We start from the raw sequence: 18,861 nt of genomic DNA, 5'->3' as shown, positions 1-18,861 counted from the left end.
ATGAACACGGCCCCACACATCCTGTTGATCAATCCAAACAGCTCGCGCGCAACCAGCGATATGATGCATGCCATTGCGCGCAAGACCGCAACAGGACGAATGGCTGTGGCGGTTGCCACGGCCAGCCGGAACCCGCCGATGATCGTCAACGGCGCACAGCTCGAAGCTGCCGCCGACCAGGTCATCGAGATCGGTGTCGGCCATGATGCGGACTGCCGCGGCATCGTGGTCAGCGCCTTCGGCGATCCCGGCCTTGCGGCACTCAGGCAACGGGTCGCCGTTCCTGTGGTCGGCATCTGCGAGGCCTCGATGATCGAGGCTTCGCGCGACGGGCGGAGGTTTGGCGTCGCCACGACGACACCTGACCTTGCCGAAGCGATTGCCGGCCGCGCCCGCGACCTGGGGCTCGCCCATCTCTATTCGGGCATCCGGTGCACGCCGGGCGATCCCATCGCTGTGGCAGGAGATGAAAAGCTGCTCGAGCGGTCGCTTGCCGAAGCGGTGCGCGAATGCATCGAACTGGATGGAGCCGAAGCGGTCATCATCGGCGGCGGCCCGCTCGGCCAGGCGGCCGAGCAACTGCAGCCGATGTTCGAGACGCCGATCATCGCACCCATTCCCTGTGCCATGGAGCGGGTGCTCTGCCTTGTGCCGGTCAGTGCGGAAGTGGCCTGCTGAGGCGGCTTTCGCCTAACCCCGGGGTCTGCTCCCGCAAATCGGGAACCACGCCCTGGCAAATATCAGGCGCGAAGATATCGATAGGGCCTCGTTCCGAACCGGAATGGGGCCCTATTCGCGATTCCGCGTCGTCTCCGCGGCGAAGGTGAAATGGCGCATGATGAGGTCCTGCAGGCGTTCCGGCAGTTCCGCCTTGTCGACAGCCTGCCGCATGCACTTCAGCCAGAGGTCGCGCAGTTCCGGACCGATGGCGACATGCTCGTGGATCTCCTTCAGCCGTGAATGTCCATGCTTCTGGACGTAGTAGCTCGGGCCGCCGAAGAAACCGCAGAGATAGTTGAACTGCTCCTCGCGGGAGTGGGCGACACCGTGGCCCCTGCGGTGGAGCAGGTGCAACTCCGCAGCGTCTTCATCCTGCTCGACGATGTCGTAGAAAATCTCGACCAGCCGCCGGATGGCCTCCTCGCCGCCGAGTTCGTGGTAGAGCGACCGCCCCTTCTGCACAACTTCGTTCAAGATTACCTACCTCCTCCGGTCTGGTACGCTTGCGCAATGACGCCTTGGACCCCAAGCTGGCCAATGGCGTGAAGAACCGGAATGCTCCGCTCCCGGCGTAGCCAAAACGTAACACCGGCATGCTCCGCGACAAGCGCCAAGTGCCGTCCGGACCCGCGACTTATTATCCCCCGCTCATTCGTCGGTGACGATGACGTCCATCGGAATGTCATGCGGTTGCGGATAGATCGTCGGAATCCGGCTTCCGGTGTAGCCAACCCCGATCACCAGCGGCCTTCTAGGCATTGCCGCCAGTGTCCTGTCGAAGAAGCCGCCGCCATAGCCGAGGCGGTAGTTGGCATCGTCGAAGCCCACTACCGGCGCGATGACGACATCGGGTTGCACTGCCGGCCCGTGCGAGGGCACGAGGATGTTCCATACGCCGCGCTCCAGCGGGTCGCCCGGCGACCAGACGCGGAACTCCAGCGGCCACGCCTTTTGGATGACGACGGGCAAGGCGATCCTGCCGCCGCGCATGATCACCCGCACCGCCCAGTTGCGCAGGTCCGGCTCGCCGCGGAACGGCCAGTAGACGCTGACCAGCCGGCCGGACACCTTGCCGATCGCCTCGTCAAGCGCCGCGGCGATGCGTTCCGACTTCGCCGTCCGCTCTTCGGCGCCGACCAACAGGCGCTCGTCGATCAGCCGCGTGCGTTCGGCCTTGCGCCATCTGGTGACCTCGGGCCATCTGTCCCGCGACACCGCCTGAGCCTGATAGTCGGGCGACAGCTCGTGCATGAAGCACGGCGGCGAGGCATATTCGTGCGTTTCGGGAGGGGCACCCTTTTCGTCGGATATCATCTACCGTTTCCTTTGCCACGATGACGACCCACGTCGTCCTTTGCGAAAAATTGCGCCGCGCCAAACAAGAACGCAAACGGAATTAAATGCTATATGAGTGCAATAATTTTGCTTTGAACTGGATGCCATGGACATAGATCGCGCCCGTACGTTCTTGGAAATCGTCCACTGCGGCAGCTTCCTCAGGGCCGCCGACCGGCTGCACGTGACCCAGACGACGGTCAGCGCGCGCATACGTACGCTGGAGGAGGAGCTTGGGCGGCAACTCTTCACCCGCAACCGCAACGGCGCCCAGCTGACGCCGGCCGGCCGCGAGTTCGAACGCTACGCCCAGTCGTTCGTCCAGATCTGGGAACGCGCCAGGCACCAGCTCGCCATCCCCTCCGGACGCACGAGTGTCGTCGCGCTCGGTGGGGAACTCAGCCTGTGGAACCCGCTGTTGCTCGACTGGCTTGTGTGGATGAAGCAGGCCAAGCCCGAGATCGCCATCCATGCCCATGTCGGCGTTCCCGACCAGTTGCTCGACCAGTTGCGCACTGGCGTGCTCGACATCGCCATCCTCTACGCGCCCAAGCTGCTGCCGGGTTTCAGGGTCGAGATCCTGCAGGAAGAACAGCTGGTGCTCGTCCGGACGGTGGCGAAGGACGGTGAGCGGGATGCGGCCAGCACCTATGTCTATGTCGACTGGGGGCCGCTGTTCGCCGCCCAGCACGATGCCACTTCGACGGCATTCGGCGAGCCGGGGCTGTTCGTCGGCCTTGGACCGCTCGGCCTGAGCTACATCCTGCGCGCCGGCGGCATGGGCTATTTCCGCAAGGGCGTCGTCGCGCCGCTGATCGCTGCGGGTGAGCTCGAAACGGTCGAGGGCGCGCCCGAATTCACCTATCCGGTTTATGCCGTCTACCCCGAGGCAAGCGAGGGACGCACAGACGTGCAGGAGGCACTGGACGGGCTGAAGCAGGTCGTTCGATAGGCACAGCCTGAGATCAGGGCGGTTCAAGTGCCCTTTGCAGCAAATTTCTTGCAGGCAACCAGCAATATCATTCGTTTGCCTGCTGTCGGACCCAGTGCTTAGGTCGTCTTTCCAACGGCGGATGGAAGGAATGACCGGCATGACCGAACCAAGGGAACCCAGGACTGTCGCTGCGGCCAACGGCATCGCCGGCGACCAGGGTTTCGGCGCCGTCAACCCGCCACTCTACCTCTCGAGCACCTTCGTCTTCCCCGGTTTCGAGAGACCCGGCAGCTACGAATACACGCGTGCCGCCAATCCCAGCCGAGACTTGCTTGCCGATACGCTCGCCAGGCTGGAGGGTGGCGCGGGGGCCGTGGTGACCGCCTCGGGCATGGCCGCGGTCGACCTGGTTCTGGGATTGATGGGGCGAGACGATCTCGTCGTGGCACCGCATGATTGCTACGGCGGCACCTACCGCCTGCTGTCCCTGCGACGGGACAAGGGACAGTTCGACGTGCTTTTCGTCGACCAGGGCGACGAGGCTGCATTGTTCGCAGCGCTGGCCAGGAAACCGGCGCTGGTGCTCATCGAGACCCCGAGCAATCCATTGATGCGCGTCGTAGACATCAGGACGATTGCCGCCCGGGCCAGGCGCGCCGGCGCCAAGGTCGCCGTGGACAACACCTTCCTGTCGCCGGCGCTGCAGAGGCCGATCGCGCTGGGGGCCGATTTCGTCATCCATTCGACGACGAAATATCTCAACGGCCATTCCGACGTGGTCGGCGGCGCAGTCATCGCCGCCGACAAGGCGGACGTCGAGGCGCTGTCGGACTGGGCGAAAATCACCGGCGTGACGGGAGCGCCGTTCGATTCCTATCTGACCCTGCGCGGCCTGCGTACCTTGTTTCCGCGCATCGAGCACCAGCAGGCGAATGCCGCAGCCATAGCCGAATTCCTGGAACGACAGCCGCAGGTCAGCGCGGTCCACTATCCCGGCCTGAAGTCGCATCCCGGCCATGCCATCGCCAGCGCGCAGCAGGCGGGCTTCGGCGCCATGCTGAGTTTCGAACTGGCCGGCGGCGTCGATGCGGTCCGCAGTTTCGTCGAAGCCGTGAGAGTGTTCACCCTGGCGGAATCGCTGGGCGGCGTCGAAAGCCTGGTCGCTCACCCCGCCACCATGACCCACGCGAGCATGGGCGCCGAAGCCCGACTGGCGGCAGGCATCAGCGACGGGCTGCTGCGGCTGTCGATCGGGCTGGAGGCCGAGACGGACCTGATCTCCGACCTGGAAACGGCGCTCGCGGCCATCGCCACGGTGCTATAGGACCGGCTGTCACCAAACCATCATTCAGCTGTCATCGTGCTGAAATCTCGCTGCCCCAAACGGAACCCGCAATTCCGTTCAGGCAAAGAGGTTTCACCATGTCAGGTAACATCAACCGCAAGCTCCTGCTCTTGACCACCGCGCTTGCCGCGTCGGCCGCCCTCCCCGCTCACGCGGCAGAAGTCTTCAACCGCGTCGCCACCTTCCCGGTCTCTCAGAACCTGCCGGCCGACGTCGATGCGGCCACGCCGACGTCGTCGGAAATCATCACCGCGACCGAAGACGGCATGACGCTCGTCTATTCCGATAGCCCGCTCGGCGCCGTCGGCTTCATCGACCTCACCGACCCCAAGGCGCCGAAGGCTGCCGGCATCGTCAAGATCGACGGTGAGCCGACCTCGGTCACCGTGCTAGGCGGCAAGGTGCTCGCCGGCGTCAACACGTCGAAGAGCAAGCAGGAGCCATCCGGCAACCTGACCGTGATCGACCTGGCATCCAAGAAGATCGAGGCCAGCTGCGACCTCGGCGGCCAGCCCGACTCGGTGGCGCTGAGCAAGGACGGCAAGCTGCTTGCCGTCGCCATTGAAAACGAACGCGATGAGGAACTCAACGAAGGCGCCCTGCCGCAGTTGCCAGCTGGCAACCTCCAGATCGTGAAGCTGAACGACGGCGCGCCCGATTGCGCCTCGATCAAGACCGTCGACCTGACCGGCATCGCCACTGTTTCGCCTGAAGATCCGGAGCCGGAATTCGTCGCCTTCAACGATAAGGGCGAGATCGCCGTCACGCTCCAGGAAAACAACCACATCGCCATCGTCGATGCCGCCAGTGGCAAGGTCGTTTCCCACTTCCCGGCCGGCGAGGTCACGCTCGAAAACGTCGACACCAAGAAGGACGGTGCGCTGTCTTTTGCCGGCAAGGTCGAGAATGCGCCGCGCGAACCCGACGCGGTGAAGTGGCTCGACGACGAGCGCCTCGTCGTCGCCAATGAAGGCGACTACAAGGGCGGCGCGCGCGGATTCACCATCTTCTCTAGGGCTGGCGAGGTGCTGTACAGATCCGGTCCGGCTTTCGAATATCAGGCGGCCGCCGCCGGCCGCTATCCAGACGCCCGCAACAAGAAGGGCATCGAGCCCGAAGGCCTCGAATTCGCAAGCTTCGGCGACCAGAAGCTGATCTTCGTGGCGGCCGAACGCGCCTCGCTCGTCGGCGTCTACAAGGACACCGGTGCCGAGCCCGAATTCCTCCAGCTGCTGCCTTCGGGCATCGGGCCGGAAGGCCTGGTCGCCATCCCGCAGCGCAAGCTCCTGGTCACCGCCAACGAGACCGATCTCGTCGAGGACGGCCTCGCCCGCTCGCATGTCATGGTCTACGAACTTGGCGAGGGTGACGCTGCCTATCCGCAGGTCGTCTCGAGCTTCAAGGACGACGGCACCCCGCTCGGCTGGGGTGCACTCTCGGGCCTCGCTGCCGATCCCAAGGAAGCCGGCAAGCTCTATGCCGTGTCGGACTCGGTCTATCGTTCGGCGCCTGCGATCTTCACCATCGACACCACCAAGACCCCGGCCCTGATCGCCGAAAAGACCATCGTCACGCGCGACGGCCAGCCGGCGCAGAAGCTCGATCTCGAAGGCCTCGTGGCCGACGGCAAGGGCGGCTTCTGGCTGGCTTCCGAAGGCCGCAGCGACAAGCTGACCCCGCACGCTGTCTACAACGTCAACGCCAAGGGCGAGATCAAGGAAGAGATCGCCTTCCCGGCCGAGCTTCTGGCCGGCGAGACCCGTTTCGGCCTCGAAGGCATCACCATTGTCGGCGAAGGCGACGATCTGACGCTGGTCATGGCGATCCAGCGTGAATGGGCCGACGATCCGAAGGGCCAGGTCAAGCTGCTCGCCTACAAGCCCAAGGCCAAGGAGTGGTCGGCGGTGCGCTATCCGCTCGACGCCACCGAAAAGGGCTGGGTCGGCCTGTCGGAGATCACCGCCCATGACGGCAAGCTCTATATCGTCGAGCGCGACAACCTGATCGGCGCGGAAGCCAAAAACAAGCGCATCTATGCGGTGGCGCTCGACGGCTTCAAGCCGGCCAAGCTTGGCGGCGAACTGCCGGTGGTGGAAAAGGCGCTGGTGCGCGACCTGCTGCCCGATCTCAAGTCGGCCAACGGCTACGTCGTCGACAAGGTCGAGGGCTTCGCCATCGATGCGTCAGGCGAAGCCTTCGTCGTCACCGACAATGACGGCGTCGACGACTCCTCGGGCGAAACCCTGTTTCTGCGCCTCGGCAATATCGCCGCCATCAACTGAGCGGCGTTCGAAAAAGGGGGCAGCGCTCGGCGCTGCCCCTTTTTATGCTTGAAGAGCCGCCTCTCACAGCACGTGAGACAGGAACTCCCGTGTCCGCGGCGATTGCGGGTTGGCGATCATTTCCCTTGGCTCGCCCCGCTCTTCGACGACGCCGCGGTCCATGAAGATCAACTGGTCGCCGACCTCGCGGGCAAAGCCGATCTCGTGGGTCACCACCACCATCGTCATGCCGCTTTCGGCAAGGTCGCGCATGACCACCAGCACTTCGCCGACCAGCTCGGGGTCGAGCGCCGAGGTCGGCTCGTCGAATAGCAGGACCTTGGGGTTCATCGCCAGCGCACGGGCAATCGCCACGCGTTGCTGCTGCCCGCCGGAAAGCTGGCGCGGATAGGCGTCGGCCTTTGCCGAAAGCCCGACGCGTTCGAGCAGTGCAAAGGCCTTGTCCTTGGCTTCGGCCTTGGACATGCCCTTGACCATCATCGGCGCCTCGATCAGGTTTTCGAGCGCAGTCATGTGCGAGAACAGGTTGAACGACTGGAACACCATGCCGATGTCGGCGCGGCGCTGGCACAGCAGCTTGTTGTTGACCTCGTAGAGCTTGCCGTGGCGTAGGTCGTAGCCGACGAACTCGCCGTCGACCAGGAGCACGCCGCCGCTGACCTCCTCCAGGTGGTTGATGCAGCGCAAGAAGGTGCTCTTGCCCGAGCCCGAAGGGCCGATGACGCAGGCGACCGATCCTGTGGGCACGTTGAGGTCAATGCCCTTGAGCACTTCCACATTGCCGAAGGATTTCCGCACGCCGCGGGCAAACACCATGGAGTTGTCGGGTACGCCGAAGCGGGCCTGGTTTTCTGCTTTCGATGTCATGCTGGCTGTGCCACCCGTCCGAACCTGAAGGCGCGTTTCAACATCTCGCCCAGGGACGCACCCTGCTGCTGGTCGCTTCTGCCATAATATTGCTCGATGTAGTGCTGCCCGATCGACAGGATGGTGACGACGAACAGGTACCAGAAGGCCACCACGATCAGCAGCGGTATGGTCTCGAAGGTGCGGGCGTAGATGCTCTGCGCGGCATAAAGCAGGTCGTTGACCGCGATGATGGTGACCAGGGATGTCGTCTTCAGCAGGTTGATCGTCTCGTTGCCGGTCGGTGGCACGATGAAGCGCATCGCCTGGGGCAACGTGATGCGGCGCAGGATCAGCCGGTGGTTCATGCCGAGGCTGCCGGCTGCCTCGGTCTGGCCTGATGCCACCGAGTTGATGCCGGCGCGCACGATCTCGGCCATGTAGCCGGCTTCATGCAGCGACAGTGCGATGACGGCAGCCACGAAGGGCGTCATGACGTCGTTGGTCTTGATCGTGAACAGCGTGCCGACGAATGGCAGGGTCAGCGAGAATTCGCGCACGATGAGCGACAGGTTGAACCAGAAGATCAGCTGGATCAGCGCCGGTGCGCCGCGGAAGAACCAGATATAGGCGCTGGCGAAGGCGTTGAGGATCCGGCTCGGCGACAGCCGCATGATGGCAACGATGGTGCCGATGATGATGGCCAGCACCATGATGGTGACCGTCAGCAGCAGCGTCTGGCCCAGGCCGCGAATGATCGAGGGGTGGAACAGGTACTTGCCGACCGTCGGCCAGTCGAAGGCCGGGTTGGTGGCGAGAGCCTTCAAGATCAGCCCGAGTATGACCAGCGTGATCGCCGTGCCGACCCAAAGGCCATAGTGGCGCAGCGGTACGACGGTCAGCGCCTCCGGCGGTGCTTGCGTTTCGGCCCGGTCCATTCAGGCGCCCTCTCAAAAAATGGTAGTGGCCCGGCTAGAGGATAAACCTCTCGCCGGGCCGGATCTATTATTTGCGGATCTTTTCGGCGGCGTCGACGACGTAGGCTTCCTCGATCATCGCACTGGTCATGCCGTACTTGGCCATGATCGTCTTGTAGGTGCCGTTCTTGATCAGCTCGTTGACGCCTGCAGCCAGCATGTCAGCCGTCTCCTTGTCGCCCTTCGGAATGGCGATGCCGAGCGGCGCGACGTCGTAGAGACCCGGCACGACCACCATCTGGCCCTTGCTGGTCACTTCGAAATAGCCCGATGCGGTGGCGTCGTCGAGACGGGCGTCGATGCGATCTGAGAGTGCTGCCTGGATGATGTCCTTGCCTTCCGGGAAGATGCTCTTGGCGATCTCGGGCAGGCCCTTTTCCTTGCATTCGCCGCTCAGCCGGTCGGCGATGAAGTCGGACACGGCGCCGCCGATGACGCCGACGCGCTTGCCGCAGAGGTTGTTCTCGCCCTGGAACTGCGATGCCTTGTCGGCGGTCGTCGAAGCGACGATGCCAGACTTGATGAACATCACGAAGTCGACCTGCTTCAACCGATCGTCGGTAGCGGCGAAGGTTTCCCAGGCGACCTTGAAGCGGCCGGCGGCGAGGCCGGGCACCATCGAGGGGAACGGAATGCGGGTCACTTCGAGTTCGGCGCCGAGCAGCTTTGCGGTTTCCTGCGCCAGCTCGATGTTGATGCCGACCTGCTTGCCGTTTTCGTCGATGAATTCGAACGGCGCATATTCGAGCGTGTTGGCGATGATCAGCTTGCCGGTGTCCTTGACCTCAGGCGATTTCGGCAGCTCGGCAGCGCCCGAAACGCCGGCGCCTGCGGCGACGGCCGTGGCGGCCAGTGCGGCGATCGCGGTGCCGCGCAGAAGCGAAAGATGTCGTTGCATGTCAGCCCTCTCCATTGTGATGGGTAGTATGCCGGTTGCTTGCGCCCCGGCCAGTCCCTATCGCTGCCTTCCCCTCGAACGCCGCGAGGCGTCCTTCTTGTCTGTCGGCAGTGACATCAGAACCGTCTATTCTGATATTGAAATGTATTTTTACGGCTCATCTCTTGTCAAGCGAGCGGGCCCTTCCGGCCACACAAATCGCGCCGGAAATCAGCAGTTTTCCGGCGCGTGGCGGCATTTTGCCAGCCTGTTTCAGAACCGCAGCGACCTGAGCCCGACCGTTCGATCGATGATCAGGATCGCGGCGAAGGTCATGAAGATGCTGAGCGAGGCGATAGCAGCGGCCGTCGGGTCGAAATTGAAGCGCAGGTAGTCGAACAATTCGAGCGGCAGCGTGTTGCTGCCGAGCGACTTCAACAGCAGCGAGATGTTGAAGATGTCGAAGGAGATGACGAAGGCAAACAGGCAGCCGGTGATGATGCCGGGCTTGATCGCCGGCAGCGTCACGCGCCGGAAGGTCATCCAGCCGCCGGCCCCCAGGCTGCGCGCGGCTTCTTCCTGCGAGCGGTCGAAGTTGAACAGCGCCGAAGACACGTTGAGGAAGACATAGGGGAAGGTGACGACGATGTGGCCGATCTGGATGCCGATCGAATAGTCGGTGCCGATCCGGATCTCGTAGAAATAAAACAGCAGCGCGATCGCCGTCAGGATTTCCGGCACCAGCAGGGGCGCGGTCATGATCAGGCGGATGTAGTCGCGGGCCACCGTCGCATGACGGGCGACGTAGATCGCCGCCAGCGTGCCGATCACGGCGTTGACGATGGTCGATGTCGCGGCGATCTGGATCGAATAGAGCGTGGCGTCGAGGAAGCGCTTGTTCGAAAACAGCGCCTCGAACCAGCGCAGCGAAAACCCCTCGAGGGGGAATGCCAGGAACTCGCCCGAGTTGAACGACAGCAGCACCACCAGCACGATCGGGAACATCAGGAAGATGTAGATCGCCGCGACAAGCACGGTGAAGAGGCGGTCCCAGATGGTCTTTTCGACGCCGCTCGTTGCACCTGTCATGGCAGCCTCCGCATCGCGCGCGCCGTAAGCCGGAGATAGAGCCCGACGAAGATGACAGCCACCGCCGCCATGATGATGGCAAGTGCGGCCCCAGCCGGCCAGCGGAAATTATCGACGAGATATTGCACCACCAGAACCGACATGGTGCGCCCGCCGGTGCCGCCGAGCATGGCTGGCGTGACATAGGCGCTGATCGACAGCACGAACACCAGGATGGTGCCGGCCTGGATGCCGGGCATGCTGAGCGGCAGCGTCACTTTCCAGAAGGTGCGCATGCGCGAGGCGCCGAGCGAGCGCGACGCCATGGCGAGGTCGGGGCTGATCGCCTGCAAATTGCCGAGCAGCGGCAGGATGACGAAGGGCAGGAAGACGTGCGTCAGCGCGATGGTCACGCCGAGCGAGTTGTTCATCAGCTGGAGCGGGAAGTCGATCAGGCCGACGGCCTGGAGCGCCTGGTTGGCGACGCCGTTGTTGGAAAGGATGATCATCCAGGCAAAGGTTCGCACCACCAGCCCGACCAGCAGCGGCGACAGCACGAAGATGTAGAGCAGGCTGGTCCAGCGCGACCGCGACTTGGCGAGATGATAGGCAACGGGATAGCCGAGCAACAGCGAGATGACCGTGACGGTGGCGCCGATCAGCAGGGTGCGGCCGAGAATGCCCCAGATGTAGAAGTCGCCAAGCGCGGTGGTGTAGTGCGCCAGCGTGAAGCCTTCGCCGTAGACGGCGCGGGTGGAGGCCTCGCGCAGGCTCATGGTGATGATCGTCAGGTAGGGAAGCGCAAAGAAGCCGATGAGCAGCACCAGCGCCGGCACCACCATCCAGGTGGTGCTGCCGCGATTGCTTCGGCCCTCGACGCGTGGAGCGGCTTCGACAGCACTCATGACGCCAGCAGCCAGGTGTCGCGTGCGGCGAAGCGCAAGGCGACCTGTTCGCCGACTTCGAGCGGATTGCGGCCATTGACGTCGACGATCACGCGATCGCCGCTGCCGAGCTTGACGGCCAACTGGTTGGCGCTGCCCTGATAGACCGAATTGACCACCGAGCCGGCGAGCACGTTTTCGCCGCTGCCCGCCTCCTCCGCCCCTGCCCCTTGCTGGTGGCCTGACGCGGCTTGGCTGCGGGTGCTGATGTTCTCCGGCCGGATCATGATCTTGACCTCGGCGCCTTTGGAAAGTCCTGCCGGGCCCGTCGCGCCGATGCTTCCGCAAGGCGTCTCGACCTTGTAGCCGTCCTGGCCGAGCGCCTCGGCGATCTTGCCCGATATGGTGTTGGAGCGGCCGATGAAGCCGGCGACCGACTGCGAGGCGGGCCGCTCGTAGATCTCGCGCGGCGAACCGAACTGCGAGATGGTACCGGCATTCATCACCACGATCTTGTCCGACATGACCATCGCTTCAGCCTGGTCGTGGGTGACGTAGATGCTGGTGATGCCGACGCGCTGCTGCAGGTCGCGGATGAAGAAGCGCATCTCGTCGCGCAAGGTGGCGTCGAGATTGGCCAGCGGCTCGTCGAGCAGCAGCACGGACGGCTCGATGACCAGCGCACGGGCCAGCGCCACGCGCTGCTGCTGGCCGCCGGAAAGTTCGCGCGGATAGCGCTTGTCGTAGCCTTCGAGCCGCACCATGGCGAGTACGTCGGCGATGCGCCGCTGGCGGTCCGCTGGCGCGACCTTGCGCACTTCGAGGCCGAAGCTCAGGTTTTCCGCCACCGTCATGTGGGGGAACAAGGCGTAGGACTGGAACACCATGCCGATGTCGCGCTTTTCGGGCAAGGCGCGCGTCACGTCGCGCTCGCCGAACAGAATGCGGCCGGTATCCGGCCGCTCGAAACCGGCGATGCAGCGCAGCGTCGTGGTCTTGCCGCAGCCGCTGGGGCCGAGGAGGGAAACGAATTCACCCTGGCCGATCGGGATGGAAATGTCCTTGAGGATGTGCAGGTTGCCATACCGCTTATTGATACGGTCGATGGTCAGGGCGGTCATCCAGTGTCCTCGCGCAGTTCCCGGCCGGGAGGTGGGGTGCCTCCCGGCCATGCGGTTACGTCGTTGCCGGTCGCGGTGTGGCCTTACGCCATCTCCCGGTTCCAGCGGTCGGCGATCTCCGCCGCCTTGTCGACGTAGCTGTCCCAGTCATAGCTCTTGATCTCGGCCATGCGCGGGCCGACGATCGGCGTGCGTGCCTTCAGCGCGTCGTCGACGACGGACTCGCTGTTGCTGGGCGAGGTGTAGAAGGCCTTGGCCATGTCCTGCTGGACCTTGGCGTCGAGGATGTAGTTCAGGTAGGCGTGCGCGGCGTCCTTCTCGGCGCCGGTGGCGACCAGGTTGAACGACTGCTCGAAGGCGAGCACGCCTTCCTTGGGTGCGACGATCGCCACCGGTGCGCCCTTGTCCTGCAGCGTCATGATCTCGGTCCAGTCGACCGGCGCGATGATCGCGTCGCCGCGGATCAAGGCCGTTGCCACTTCGCCGCTCCACGACGCCTGCGTGAACGGCAGCAGTTCCTTGATCTTGGTGAAGGCGGTGTCGAAGTCGTCGGGTCCGCTGCCGAACAGCTCGGCGACCAGGCGCAGGAAAAGCACGGCGCCGGTATTGCCGATCTGGTAGAGGCCGGTCTTGCCCTTGAACTCCGGGTTTTCCCACAGGTCGTGCCACGAGGTCGGCGCGGTCTTCACCAGGTCGGTGCGGTAGGCTAGGCCGATCGGCGAGACGATGGCGCGGATGCCCTTGGCGTCCTTGTTGATGAACTGCGGGAAGGTCTTGGCCGCGTTCGGCACCTTGGCGAGGTCGAAGGGCTCGAAGAAGCCCTCGGCGCGCAGCACGGCTGCGATGTTCTCGTTGCCCATGAAGATGCTGTAGGGCGAACGGTCGCCGCCGGCGCGGATCTTGGCAACGAAGTCCTTGCCAAGCCCGACGTCGAGCTGCGGCTGGATGCCGGTGGCAGAGGTGAGGCCCGGCAAGAGGTTCTCTTCCCAGAACTTGGCCCACAGTCCGCCATAGGTCGGAACGACCAGTGACGATTGCGCGGAGGCCAGCCGCGGCAGGCTCATCGAGGCAATAGCTGCCGTCATACCGACGGCGAATTCACGCCTTGTCAGCTTCATCGGAAATTATCTCCCATGTTCCCACTGAAGTTCTTATTGTGGCTGCGTCGCGGGTCGAAAACGCTGCCCTGTTGGATCGAAGGCTTGCATTTTTGGATCAGGCGGTCAACAATTTAGATATTGTAATATTGAAATAATAAGAAGCGGCAACCGAGGGAGAGAATACGCGCATGGAGGAGGCCAAGCAGGCAGTCCAGGCTACCAAGAGCCTGGCACATCAGATCGCGACGGCGCTCCAGCAGGAGATCGTGCAGGGCGCGCTCAGCGTCGAGGCCCGGTTGCCCTCCGAAGCCGAGATCGCGCAGCGTTTCGGCGTTTCGCAGCCGACGGTGCGCGAGGCTCTGAAGATCCTGGCGGCGAAGAAGCTGGTGCGTTCCAAGCGTGGCCCCAATGGTGGCGTCTTCGTCAATGCGCCTTCGCTCACCGCGGCCAGCCAGATGCTGCAGGAGATGACGACCTGGTTTGTCGGCCTCGGCGTCTTCGGGCTCAACGAGATCGTCGAGGCGCGCCTTTTGCTCGGCCGCACCTGCGTGCAGCTCGCCGCCGAGCGCGCCACGGCCGACGACCTTGAGTCGATCGAGGTGACGCTGGAGGCCTTCGAGCGCGACGACATCTCAGACGAGGAGTTTTGTCGGCTCGACGTCGCCTTCCACCACGCCATCGCCCAGGCCACCGGCAACAACGAGCTGCGCTTCATCATGCTGGTCGTCAACGACTCGCTGATCCCGGCAACCAACATGATCTCGTTCCGCTTCCGCGAGCGCGGCCGCGTCGTGTCGCTGCACGCCGACATCCTTAAGGCGCTGCGCGCCCGCGACGCATCGGCCGCCACCGCCGCCTTCGAGGAACTCATCGCCTACCAGTCGAGCGTCTACGAAAAGGCGCTTTCGGCGCGACAGGGCGATGCCCCCCAGAGGCACGAAGCCTGATGAGCCTGCTGGTGGCCCCGGGCCAGGAGCTGATCGAAGAGCAGCTTCAGGACGGGCGCCGCGTCTATCGCAGCTCGATCGCGCTGCCGGCCGAAATGCCGGATATTCTGGCACGGCTCGCCAAATGGGCGGAAGTGCAGCCAGACCAGGTGCTTCTGTCCGAGCCCGGCGACGGCGTCAGGCGTTCGATCAGCTACGGCGAAGCGCTTCGCCGGGCCCGCGCCATGCGAAAGCTGCTTGCCGATCACCATGGCCTCGCCAAGGGCGATTGCGTGGCGACCCTGGCTCCGGCCGGCATCGATGCGCTGGTGCTCAAGCTCGCCTGCCTTTCAGGCGGTTTGGTACATGCGGCGCTGCCGCCCTTTCCTTTCCGCGACGGTGTCGAAAGCGAAGCGACGATGCCGTTCCTCGATGCCGCCAAACCCAGGCTGATCGTGGCACCTTCCGGCCATCCGGCCATCGAAGGCATGAGTGCCGTTTCGCTTGGCGAACTCGCACGCGACAGCATGGACGGAGCCGGGCCTGGAGCGGACGAGGATGCCGCGCCGGAGGACTGGGCGGCAATCTTCTTCACCTCGGGCAGCACCGGAACCCCCAAGGGCGTGCCGATCACGCGCGGCATGATCTCGTCCAACCAGAGCGCCATTGCCGCGATGTGGCCGTTCGTGGCCGAAACCCCGCCGGTGCTGGTCGACTGGCTGCCCTGGCACCACGTCTTCGGCGGTCTCGACAATATCTTCAAGGTGATCTGGAACGGCGGCGCGATGCATGTCGACGCCGCCCCCAGCCCGTCGACCTTCGAGGCGAGTGTGCGGATCATGGCGGAGGTCTCTCCGACCATGCATATCGCCGTGCCACTGGGCCTGAAACTGCTGCTTGACCGGTTGGAAAACGACCAGGCCGCGGCCGCGGCGTTCACCCGCAAGCTGCGGGCCATCTTCTTTGCCGGCGCCGGCATCGACGCCGCGCTCTGGCGCCGGCTCGCCGACTTCCGCGACAGCCATGGTGATTTCCAGATCCTGTCAGGCTATGGCGCGACCGAAGCCGCATCGACGATCACGCTGTCCCCGGCGCCGCTGGAGCGCCCGGGCGAGCTTGGCCATCCCCTGCCCGGCCATCGCGTGGCCCTGGTCGACATCGATGGGCGCAGTGAGTTGCGCGTTTCGGGCCCGAACATCGCGCCCTGCTATCTCATCGAGGGCCGCACGGTCCCGCTGCCGATGGACGAGCATGGTTTCTACCGCACCGGCGACGCCGGAGTGCTGCGCCAGCGCACGGACGGCATGCCCGTGTTCGGCTTCGATGGCCGTCTTGCCGAGGATTTCAAGCTATCGAGCGGGGTCAAGGTGCGCACCGGCCCGCTGCGCACCGGCCTCATGGCGCAATGCGCGCCGCTCGCCGACGACATCGTCATTTCGGGCGAGGACCGCGACCGGCTGGTCGCGCTGGTCTTTGCCTCGGCGGCGGGCAGGGATCGTATCGGCGAAATCAGCGCGCGCATCGCCGGCTGGAACGCCGCCAACCCCGCAGGCTCGACGGCGATTGCCCGCTTCGACCTGGCGACGACACCGGCCGACCGCAGCAGGGGCGAACTGTCGGACAAGGGGCAGATCGTGCAGTCGCGCTACCTGCGCAACCATGCCGAACTGTTCGAGGCGCTGCAGGCGGGCGGAGGCCAGGCACCCAAGGGCGCCTGACCTGTTTCGAACTCAATCAAGGTCGCGGAACGGCTTCTCGCGGATGTCGAGGAACTCCTTCAGCGAATGCTCCTTGAGCAGCCGCATCCAGTAGCGCCCTTCCTCGGAACCATGCAGGATCGCCGTGGTTTCGCGGTTGTAGGTCCAGGAGCTCTCAAGGCCTGCCGTCTGCTGCTGGTGGTTGAGCGCGGCCTTGGCGAACTTGATCGCCGCACCCGGCATGCGGGCGCACTTGCGCGCCAGCTTTTCGGCCTCCGCCCGCAACTGGTCGCGCGGCACCGCCTTGTTGACGAGATGGATGCGCTCCGCCTCGCGGCCGTCGATCAGGTCGCCGGTATACATCAAATGGCGGGCGTGGATCATCGGCACGGTCCAGGGCAGCATCAGCGTCGGCGGCGCCGAGACGTGGCGCACTTCCGGCTCGCCCAGCATCGCATCTTCCGCCGCGATGGTCATGTCGCAGCACATCATCAGCTCCAGCCCGCCGGCAAGCGCAAAGCCGTTGACGGCCGCGATGATCGGGATCGGCGCTTCACGGATGAACTTCATGCGGCGCATGTTGGCGCCGATGTCCTCGCGCCAGGCCTCGGTGTCCATCTCGAAGTCTTCGCCGCCAAGGTCGAAGCCGGCGGTGAAGGCGCGCCCGGCGCCGGTGATGATGACCGCGCGGATCTCGGGATCCTTGACCGCGCGTTCGATCGCCGCCTCGAGCGCGTCGCCGAGTTCCTGGTTCATGGCGTTCATCTTGTCGGGGCGGTTGAGCGTCAGGGTGACGAACGCATCCTGCGCGTCCTTTTCCCAAAGTACGACTTCGCTGCTCATGATGGTCTCCCTTCCCCCTTACGCGATTTCGATGACGACACGCCCGCGCACTGCACCCGCCAGGATGCGGTTGGCGAGTTCGGGCAGTTCGGACATCTTGTGCGTCTCGGTCATGGCCGACAGCTTGGACCGGTCGAGGTGGTCGGCCAGCGTCTGCCAGGCCTTCTGGCGCTTGGGCAATGGCGCAAAGACGGAATCGACGCCGATCAGCGCTACGCTGCGCAGGATATGCGGCATGACGGTTCCGGGCAGGTTATGGCCGCCGGCAAGGCCGCAAGCCGCGACCGCGCCGCCATAGACCGTCTGCGCCAGGACGTTGGCGAGCGTCGTCGAGCCGACGGAATCCACGGCTCCGCTCCAGCGTTCCTTCTGCAGCGGCTTGACCTCCGCCGAAAGCTCGGTGCGGTCGAGGAAGGACGTCGCACCGAGCGAACGCAGGTAGTCATGCGTCTCTGCGCGGCCGGTCGAGGCAACGACCGTATAGCCCTTGGACGACAGCAGGCTGACCGCCGTCGAGCCGACGCCGCCGGCAGCGCCGGTCACCAGAACCTCGCCCTTGCCGGGCTCGATGGTGCCCCACTTCTCCAGCGCGTCGACACAGAGGGCCGCGGTATAGCCGGCCGTGCCGATCGCCATCGCCTGCTCCATGGAAAACGCCTCGGGCAGGCGGATCAGCCATTCCGGCTTCAGCCGCTGGAAGCGCGTGTAGCCGCCCCACTCGGTCTCCGACATGCCCCAGCCATTGGCCACGACCCTGTCGCCGGCCTTCCATGCCGGCGAACGCGACTCGACCACCGTGCCGGCGATGTCGATGCCGGCGACCATCGGCAGGCGGCGGGCGATGCGGCCCTTGCCGGAAACGGCGAGACCATCCTTGTAGTTGAGGCTCGAATAGGCGACCTCGACCAGCACGTCATGGTCGGGCAGGTCGGCTTTGGTGATCTCGCGGAAGCCGGCGCGCGGCTTGCCGTCGACGTCTTCCAGCATCAATGCTGTGAAAGTCTCGCTCATAACGTTCTCCAAGAAATCATCGGGGTCGGATGGGCGCGCGTCAGCCGCGCTTGGCCTCGCGTTCGTCGCGTCGCTTGAGAGCGGTCGCGTAGCTGTCGCGAAGATAGGTCAAAAGCTCGGAAAGCACAGCGGTGGCGGTCGCCGCGTCGCGCGCCTCGAGTGCCGCGGCTATCCGATCGTGGAAGTCGGCAACCGTGCGGCGCTCGCGCACCTGCGAAACGATCATGTTGGTGATCGGCATGAACGCCTCGACCACCGTGTACATCATCAGGCTGAGCGGGCCGTTGCCGGCGGCTTGCACGACCGCGCGATGGAAACGCACGTCCGAGGCACAGAAGTCCTCGTCGCTGAGCGCGGGGCCACGCTGTAGCGCGATCTCCGTGCGCATGGCCGCCAGGTCTGCGTCGCTGCGCCGTTCGCAGGCCAGCCTGCAGCAGATCGCCTCCGTTTCCAGCCGCGCGCCGATGATCTCATCGATGTCGAAGGCGCCGACGCCGACAAGAAGGGTCGCTGCCCCTGTTATCGCCGACGACAGGCCTTCGGGATCGGGGCGGCTGACAAAGGTGCCGCCGGTCGGTCCGCGCTGCGAACGGATGAGGTTTTGCGCTGCGAGCCGCTTCAGGGCTTCGCGCACGGTCGGCCGCGAAATGCCGAAGCTCTTGGCGAGGTCCTCTTCGGTGGGCAGGCGTTCGTCGATCTGCAGCCGGCCGTCAAGAATGGCGGCGCGGATCTTGTCGGCGACCTGCCGGGCAACGCCGGTGCGCACCACGTCCTGATATTCGATAGGCATCCGTCCTCCGTCGGTACGGCCTGAGCAGGCCGACATCCGTCTCGACATGGAGATAAACAATATAGGTTTGACAAATATTGCAAGCGAAATAAGCTTGCTTGAAAC

18 protein-coding genes are annotated in these 18,861 nt (G+C 64.6%); 6 read left to right on the top strand and 12 right to left on the bottom strand.

Features of this window, described 5'->3' with window-relative positions; genetic code table 11:
• Window positions 1-678, top strand: a complete 678-nt coding sequence (locus WHT83_RS24855; RefSeq protein WP_341878582.1) for an aspartate/glutamate racemase family protein — start codon at window positions 1-3, stop codon at window positions 676-678.
• A gap of 111 nt (window positions 679-789) precedes the next feature.
• Here the strand turns inward: WHT83_RS24855 and WHT83_RS24850 are convergent, their stop codons facing one another.
• Window positions 790-1,194, bottom strand: a complete 405-nt coding sequence (locus WHT83_RS24850) for a group II truncated hemoglobin (protein WP_268738257.1) — start codon at window positions 1,192-1,194, stop codon at window positions 790-792.
• Window positions 1,195-1,368: 174 nt separating this feature from the next.
• Entirely contained in the window at window positions 1,369-2,034 is a 666-nt protein-coding gene (locus WHT83_RS24845; RefSeq protein ID WP_268738256.1) for a 5-formyltetrahydrofolate cyclo-ligase, read from the bottom strand.
• A 127-nt stretch (window positions 2,035-2,161) separates the two neighbouring features.
• Between WHT83_RS24845 and WHT83_RS24840 the strand changes: the two genes are divergently transcribed.
• From WHT83_RS24840 to WHT83_RS24830, 3 genes are all read left to right on the top strand, one after another.
• Window positions 2,162-3,007, top strand: a complete 846-nt coding sequence (locus tag WHT83_RS24840; protein WP_341878581.1) for a LysR family transcriptional regulator — start codon at window positions 2,162-2,164, stop codon at window positions 3,005-3,007.
• A gap of 139 nt (window positions 3,008-3,146) precedes the next feature.
• A complete protein-coding gene (gene metB, locus WHT83_RS24835; protein ID WP_341878598.1) occupies window positions 3,147-4,313 on the top strand; it encodes a cystathionine gamma-synthase in 1,167 nt (388 codons plus the stop codon).
• A gap of 98 nt (window positions 4,314-4,411) precedes the next feature.
• Complete coding sequence (locus WHT83_RS24830) at window positions 4,412-6,616, top strand: esterase-like activity of phytase family protein (protein ID WP_406874078.1); 2,205 nt, start codon at window positions 4,412-4,414, stop codon at window positions 6,614-6,616.
• 63 nt (window positions 6,617-6,679) lie between these two features.
• Here WHT83_RS24830 and WHT83_RS24825 read toward each other — a convergent pair whose 3' ends face one another.
• The 7 genes from WHT83_RS24825 to WHT83_RS24795 form a co-directional block, all read right to left on the bottom strand.
• Window positions 6,680-7,483, bottom strand: a complete 804-nt coding sequence (locus WHT83_RS24825; RefSeq protein ID WP_404801309.1) for an amino acid ABC transporter ATP-binding protein — start codon at window positions 7,481-7,483, stop codon at window positions 6,680-6,682.
• Window positions 7,480-8,400 carry an amino acid ABC transporter permease gene (locus tag WHT83_RS24820; protein ID WP_108610081.1) on the bottom strand — a complete coding sequence of 307 codons (921 nt, stop codon included), beginning with the start codon at window positions 8,398-8,400 and terminating at the stop codon, window positions 7,480-7,482. Before WHT83_RS24820 ends, WHT83_RS24825 begins: the two co-directional genes overlap by 4 nt.
• Before the next feature lie 67 nt (window positions 8,401-8,467).
• The gene (locus tag WHT83_RS24815; RefSeq protein WP_341878580.1) at window positions 8,468-9,337 is read right to left on the bottom strand and encodes an ABC transporter substrate-binding protein; all 870 of its coding nucleotides are present in this window, start codon (window positions 9,335-9,337) and stop codon (window positions 8,468-8,470) included.
• Window positions 9,338-9,589: 252 nt separating this feature from the next.
• Window positions 9,590-10,405 (bottom strand): ABC transporter permease, encoded by an 816-nt coding sequence (locus WHT83_RS24810; protein ID WP_183263862.1) that lies wholly within the window; start codon window positions 10,403-10,405, stop codon window positions 9,590-9,592.
• Window positions 10,402-11,289, bottom strand: a complete 888-nt coding sequence (locus WHT83_RS24805; RefSeq protein ID WP_108610084.1) for an ABC transporter permease — start codon at window positions 11,287-11,289, stop codon at window positions 10,402-10,404. The genes WHT83_RS24810 and WHT83_RS24805 overlap by 4 nt, the downstream gene beginning before the upstream one ends.
• Window positions 11,286-12,389: an ABC transporter ATP-binding protein gene (locus WHT83_RS24800; RefSeq protein ID WP_341878579.1), complete on the bottom strand. Its 1,104-nt coding sequence runs from the start codon at window positions 12,387-12,389 to the stop codon at window positions 11,286-11,288. Before WHT83_RS24800 ends, WHT83_RS24805 begins: the two co-directional genes overlap by 4 nt.
• An 83-nt stretch (window positions 12,390-12,472) precedes the next feature.
• Window positions 12,473-13,507 (bottom strand): ABC transporter substrate-binding protein, encoded by a 1,035-nt coding sequence (locus WHT83_RS24795; RefSeq protein ID WP_183263861.1) that lies wholly within the window; start codon window positions 13,505-13,507, stop codon window positions 12,473-12,475.
• Window positions 13,508-13,677: 170 nt separating this feature from the next.
• Between WHT83_RS24795 and WHT83_RS24790 the strand changes: the two genes are divergently transcribed.
• Together WHT83_RS24790 and WHT83_RS24785 are read left to right on the top strand one after the other, a co-directional pair.
• The gene (locus WHT83_RS24790) at window positions 13,678-14,436 is read left to right on the top strand and encodes a FadR/GntR family transcriptional regulator (RefSeq protein ID WP_108610087.1); all 759 of its coding nucleotides are present in this window, start codon (window positions 13,678-13,680) and stop codon (window positions 14,434-14,436) included.
• Complete coding sequence (locus tag WHT83_RS24785; protein ID WP_341878578.1) at window positions 14,436-16,133, top strand: AMP-binding protein; 1,698 nt, start codon at window positions 14,436-14,438, stop codon at window positions 16,131-16,133. Before WHT83_RS24790 ends, WHT83_RS24785 begins: the two co-directional genes overlap by 1 nt.
• A gap of 12 nt (window positions 16,134-16,145) precedes the next feature.
• On the opposite strand, the gene WHT83_RS24780 is transcribed toward WHT83_RS24785, so the two are convergent.
• From WHT83_RS24780 to WHT83_RS24770, 3 genes are read right to left on the bottom strand one after another with little or no spacing between them, the layout of a single operon-like run.
• The gene (locus WHT83_RS24780; RefSeq protein ID WP_108610089.1) at window positions 16,146-16,955 is read right to left on the bottom strand and encodes an enoyl-CoA hydratase/isomerase family protein; all 810 of its coding nucleotides are present in this window, start codon (window positions 16,953-16,955) and stop codon (window positions 16,146-16,148) included.
• Window positions 16,956-16,973: 18 nt separating this feature from the next.
• Entirely contained in the window at window positions 16,974-17,966 is a 993-nt protein-coding gene (locus tag WHT83_RS24775; RefSeq protein ID WP_341878577.1) for an MDR family oxidoreductase, read from the bottom strand.
• Between the two features lie 40 nt (window positions 17,967-18,006).
• On the bottom strand, window positions 18,007-18,756 hold the full coding sequence (locus WHT83_RS24770) for a GntR family transcriptional regulator (protein ID WP_341878576.1): 750 nt from the start codon (window positions 18,754-18,756) through the stop codon (window positions 18,007-18,009).
• Window positions 18,757-18,861 lie beyond the last annotated feature (105 nt).

This window comes from Aminobacter sp. P9b (assembly GCF_045345995.1).
Lineage (GTDB): Bacteria > Pseudomonadota > Alphaproteobacteria > Rhizobiales > Rhizobiaceae > Aminobacter > Aminobacter niigataensis.
Note: the sequence above shows the minus strand (reverse complement) of the source record. Positions and strands in the feature narration are given on the sequence as shown.

Coding starts and splice junctions, on each gene's coding strand:
- WHT83_RS24855 (WP_341878582.1), top strand. CDS start 1: ATGAACACGGCCCCACACATCCTGTTGATCAATCCAAACAGCTCGCGC.
- WHT83_RS24845 (WP_268738256.1), bottom strand. CDS start 2,034: ATGATATCCGACGAAAAGGGTGCCCCTCCCGAAACGCACGAATATGCC.
- WHT83_RS24840 (WP_341878581.1), top strand. CDS start 2,162: ATGGACATAGATCGCGCCCGTACGTTCTTGGAAATCGTCCACTGCGGC.
- metB (WP_341878598.1), top strand. CDS start 3,147: ATGACCGAACCAAGGGAACCCAGGACTGTCGCTGCGGCCAACGGCATC.
- WHT83_RS24830 (WP_406874078.1), top strand. CDS start 4,412: ATGTCAGGTAACATCAACCGCAAGCTCCTGCTCTTGACCACCGCGCTT.
- WHT83_RS24825 (WP_404801309.1), bottom strand. CDS start 7,483: ATGACATCGAAAGCAGAAAACCAGGCCCGCTTCGGCGTACCCGACAAC.
- WHT83_RS24820 (WP_108610081.1), bottom strand. CDS start 8,400: ATGGACCGGGCCGAAACGCAAGCACCGCCGGAGGCGCTGACCGTCGTA.
- WHT83_RS24815 (WP_341878580.1), bottom strand. CDS start 9,337: ATGCAACGACATCTTTCGCTTCTGCGCGGCACCGCGATCGCCGCACTG.
- WHT83_RS24810 (WP_183263862.1), bottom strand. CDS start 10,405: ATGACAGGTGCAACGAGCGGCGTCGAAAAGACCATCTGGGACCGCCTC.
- WHT83_RS24805 (WP_108610084.1), bottom strand. CDS start 11,289: ATGAGTGCTGTCGAAGCCGCTCCACGCGTCGAGGGCCGAAGCAATCGC.
- WHT83_RS24800 (WP_341878579.1), bottom strand. CDS start 12,389: ATGACCGCCCTGACCATCGACCGTATCAATAAGCGGTATGGCAACCTG.
- WHT83_RS24795 (WP_183263861.1), bottom strand. CDS start 13,507: ATGAAGCTGACAAGGCGTGAATTCGCCGTCGGTATGACGGCAGCTATT.
- WHT83_RS24790 (WP_108610087.1), top strand. CDS start 13,678: ATGGAGGAGGCCAAGCAGGCAGTCCAGGCTACCAAGAGCCTGGCACAT.
- WHT83_RS24785 (WP_341878578.1), top strand. CDS start 14,436: ATGAGCCTGCTGGTGGCCCCGGGCCAGGAGCTGATCGAAGAGCAGCTT.
- WHT83_RS24780 (WP_108610089.1), bottom strand. CDS start 16,955: ATGAGCAGCGAAGTCGTACTTTGGGAAAAGGACGCGCAGGATGCGTTC.
- WHT83_RS24775 (WP_341878577.1), bottom strand. CDS start 17,966: ATGAGCGAGACTTTCACAGCATTGATGCTGGAAGACGTCGACGGCAAG.
- WHT83_RS24770 (WP_341878576.1), bottom strand. CDS start 18,756: ATGCCTATCGAATATCAGGACGTGGTGCGCACCGGCGTTGCCCGGCAG.